The following is a 2,961-nucleotide window of genomic DNA, read 5'->3' on the forward strand; positions in this document are numbered from 1 at the left end:
GGCCGCGCCGGACCGGTGACGGATGTGGCACTGCGACCGGACGGCGCCGTCCTCGCCATCGCCGGCGCCGGCGGCCCCGTGCAACTGTGGAACGTCCGCGACCCCCGCAGGCCCGTCCAGATGGCCTCGGTGCCCGGCCACACCGGCGCGGTGAACACCGTCGCGTTCAGCCCGGACGGACGGCGGCTGGCCACCGGCGGCGACGACCGGATCCTGCAGGTCTCCGACGTCGGCGATCCCGGCCATCCGCGGGTCCTGCGCCGGCTGTCCGGCCACACCGCCCCCGCCGTCGCCGTCGCCTTCACCACCGACGATCATCTGGTGAGCGCGGACGGCGGTGGCGCGGTCGCCTACTGGGACCTCTCCGCCCCCACACCCGCGATGACCCCCCTGGGCGTCCTGGACGCACCCGCCCGGGCGGTGGCCGTGACCGGCACCGAGACCGTCGCGCTGACCACCGGCAAGGGGTCGGTCCTCCTCGGGACGCTCGACCCGGCCAGGCTGCGCCGGCTGGCCTGCGCCAGGCCGGGCGCGGCCCTGAGCCCGGCCGAATGGAGCCGGCTCATTCCCCGCCTCCCCTACACCGACTCCTGCTCCGGTTAGGACCGCTCCCCGGCTCCGGTCAAGGCCCGTTCTCCCGCTCCGGTGCGGACCGCTCCCCGGCGCCATCCGGCACGTCACGCCCCGGGGCCCGGCGACGCCGGCAGCCGAGCTCACCCGCACGCCCGGTCCTCACCCGCGGCCGCTCGCCGGTGACCGCTCCCGCACACGGGGGCCCAGGGGCGGAGGCCCAGGCGGGGGCGCGGGCGCGGGCGCGGCTAGGCCGGCACGGGTCCCACGCCGGCCGTCAGGCTCGCGAGCTTGGCGACGTTCTCCCCGACCGTGTCGTCGTTGCGGGGGACGTAGTGCGCGTCGAAGGCGATCTTCCGGCCGTTCGCCAGGTAGTAGCGCAGGAAGGCGGCGGTCGCTGGCCGGCGCAGGGCGTCCGTGCGGGCGTAGACGAACAGCGGCTTGCACAGTGGCAGGTAGAGGCCGGTACCGACCGACACGGCGTTCGGCGCGACGCACCCGTCACCATTGTTGATTTCGACGCCGCGCAGCTTGGTGCCGAAGGTCTCGTAGGTGGGGAAGTCGAGGTAGCCAATGGCCGAGCGGTCGGCGGCCACGTCGTTGGCGACCCCGCTGAGATCGGTCTGCCGGTAGTCGCGAGACCGGTCGCTGGCGTCACTGATCGTGGCGTTGAACACCTGCGCCTGCACGGAGCCGCGCGGCGGCCCGACAAACGTGATCGGCTCGTCCGGGAACGACGGGTCGATCTGGCTCCACCGGGTGACGGCGGAACCGGCCCCCCACACCTGCTTGACCTGCTGCAGAGTCAGACAGTGCAGCCAGGTGTTCTGCGGGTTGACCACGATCGGCAGGGTGTGGTGCGCCACCTCGAACCCGACGACCTTCTTCTCGCAGTCGGGGTTCTTGATGAACCCGGGATTGAGTTCGAACGAAGCGTCGGCGATGTCGGCCTTGCCGCTGCACAGCGCGGCGAAACCGTCCTCGGTCGTCGTGGACTCGATGCTGACGGTGACGTTGCGCTGGACCTGACGAAATTCGTTGTAGGCGGTCTCGGTAATCGGGGCGACCTCCGAGGATCCCGCCACCCGGACGAGGTTCGCGGCGGAGGCGGGTGGCCCGGTTGGGCCGGTGGCGGATGGGGCCGGCGACGACCGCGGCCCGCCGGGAGCCGAAGATTCCCCGGCCGTCCCCGGCGGAGGCACCGTGCGGGCCGCCCACACCGCCCGTCGAGGAGTCCGAGGGCAGGTCGAGCCTCCCCGGCGGCCCGAGCAGAACGTGGTCCCGATCGGCGCCCACCGTCATGAGGCCGGGTGGGATCCGGTGACCGGACGTGTCGGACGGGCCCGGCCCGCCGGCGACGATCCCCGGCGGTGGGGAATCCGCCGCGCCACCCGAGGAGATCATCGTGTCGTCCCCGGCGCCCAAGCCGTGCGGCGCGGAGCCGTCCGGGCCGCTGAGCACCGTCGCCGCGGCCGTCACGCCGTCCGCCTCCGGCACGCCTCGGATCCCGGCCGGACCCGCTGCGCCCGCGAACCCCCTCGGCCCGGACAGCCCCCTCGGCCCGGACAGGAAGGGCGGCCGCGAGACCAGGTACGCGGCGTCCGGCGGCCGGATCACCGCGGTGACGTCGGAGGGGTCCTGAGCAGAGGGTTCCTGAGCGTCACCGACCTCGCCCGACGCGCCGAAACCGCCGGCGGTCACCGCCCCGACGGCCCCGAAGGCCGCGGGCGCTCCCGGAACGCCGACCGCACCGGGCACACCCGGAAGATCGGGTGCACTCCCGGCGCCGACGGCGCCGAACCGGTCAGCGAGGTCGGCGGCGAGCAGCGCCGCGCCCATCGCCACATCCGCGTCCGAACCGTGGTCGATCCGGCCGATCCCGCTGAAGGTCTCCCGCAGCCGGCGGGCCACCAGCGGAAGGTGGGAGATCCCACCGGACAACAGGATCCGGGACAGCTCGGCGGAGGTCACCGGCACCGAGCGGAGCGCCCGGCGAAAGGTCATGATTGTGTCATCGACAATCGGGCCGATGAGGGTCTCCAGCTCCGCCCGGCTCAGCGTGACGAAGGTATCGACTCCGGGAAGGGAGACCGGAACGTCAACTTCGTCCTCACCGGAAAGGATCTCCTTCGCCTGCGCGCATTCCCGCCGCAGCCTGCCGAGCGCGGTCCGGATCATCGGGTCGGAACGGTCGAGCGCCGCACGCTCGACACCCGCGCCGGTCAGCACCCGGTCGACCAGGAGATCGTCGAGCTCGAGGCCGGCGCCGTGGCGCAGACCCGCGGCCAAGCCGAGCAGCTGGAACCCGAACGGCGAGAAGGACAGGATCCCCATGTCGAGGAAGCCTGCGCCGAAGTCGTACCATCCGACCAACTCGACGGTCTGGGTCGA

General features: G+C 73.4%; 3 protein-coding genes and 1 pseudogene. 2 read left to right on the forward strand and 2 right to left on the reverse strand.

Features of this window, described 5'->3' with window-relative positions; translation table 11 throughout:
* Positions 1-603 (forward strand): WD40 repeat domain-containing protein (locus AC08ON_RS01085; RefSeq protein ID WP_476616303.1); only part of this gene is annotated, 603 nt, incomplete at its 5' end.
* A 215-nt stretch (positions 604-818) separates the two neighbouring features.
* On the opposite strand, the gene AC08ON_RS01090 is transcribed toward AC08ON_RS01085, so the two are convergent.
* Complete coding sequence (locus AC08ON_RS01090; RefSeq protein WP_476606055.1) at positions 819-1,655, reverse strand: substrate-binding domain-containing protein; 837 nt, start codon at positions 1,653-1,655, stop codon at positions 819-821.
* Between the two features lie 245 nt (positions 1,656-1,900).
* Here AC08ON_RS01090 and AC08ON_RS01095 point away from each other — a divergent pair, with 245 nt between their 5' ends.
* On the forward strand, positions 1,901-2,212 hold the full coding sequence (locus AC08ON_RS01095) for a hypothetical protein (RefSeq protein WP_476616304.1): 312 nt from the start codon (positions 1,901-1,903) through the stop codon (positions 2,210-2,212).
* Positions 2,213-2,445: 233 nt separating this feature from the next.
* On the opposite strand, the pseudogene AC08ON_RS01100 reads toward AC08ON_RS01095, so the two are convergent.
* Positions 2,446-2,904 (reverse strand): annotated as a pseudogene (locus AC08ON_RS01100) (Hsp70 family protein); the annotation flags it as partial.
* Positions 2,905-2,961 lie beyond the last annotated feature (57 nt).

The sequence above is a fragment of the Frankia sp. CoWAU3 genome (genome assembly GCF_977971855.1).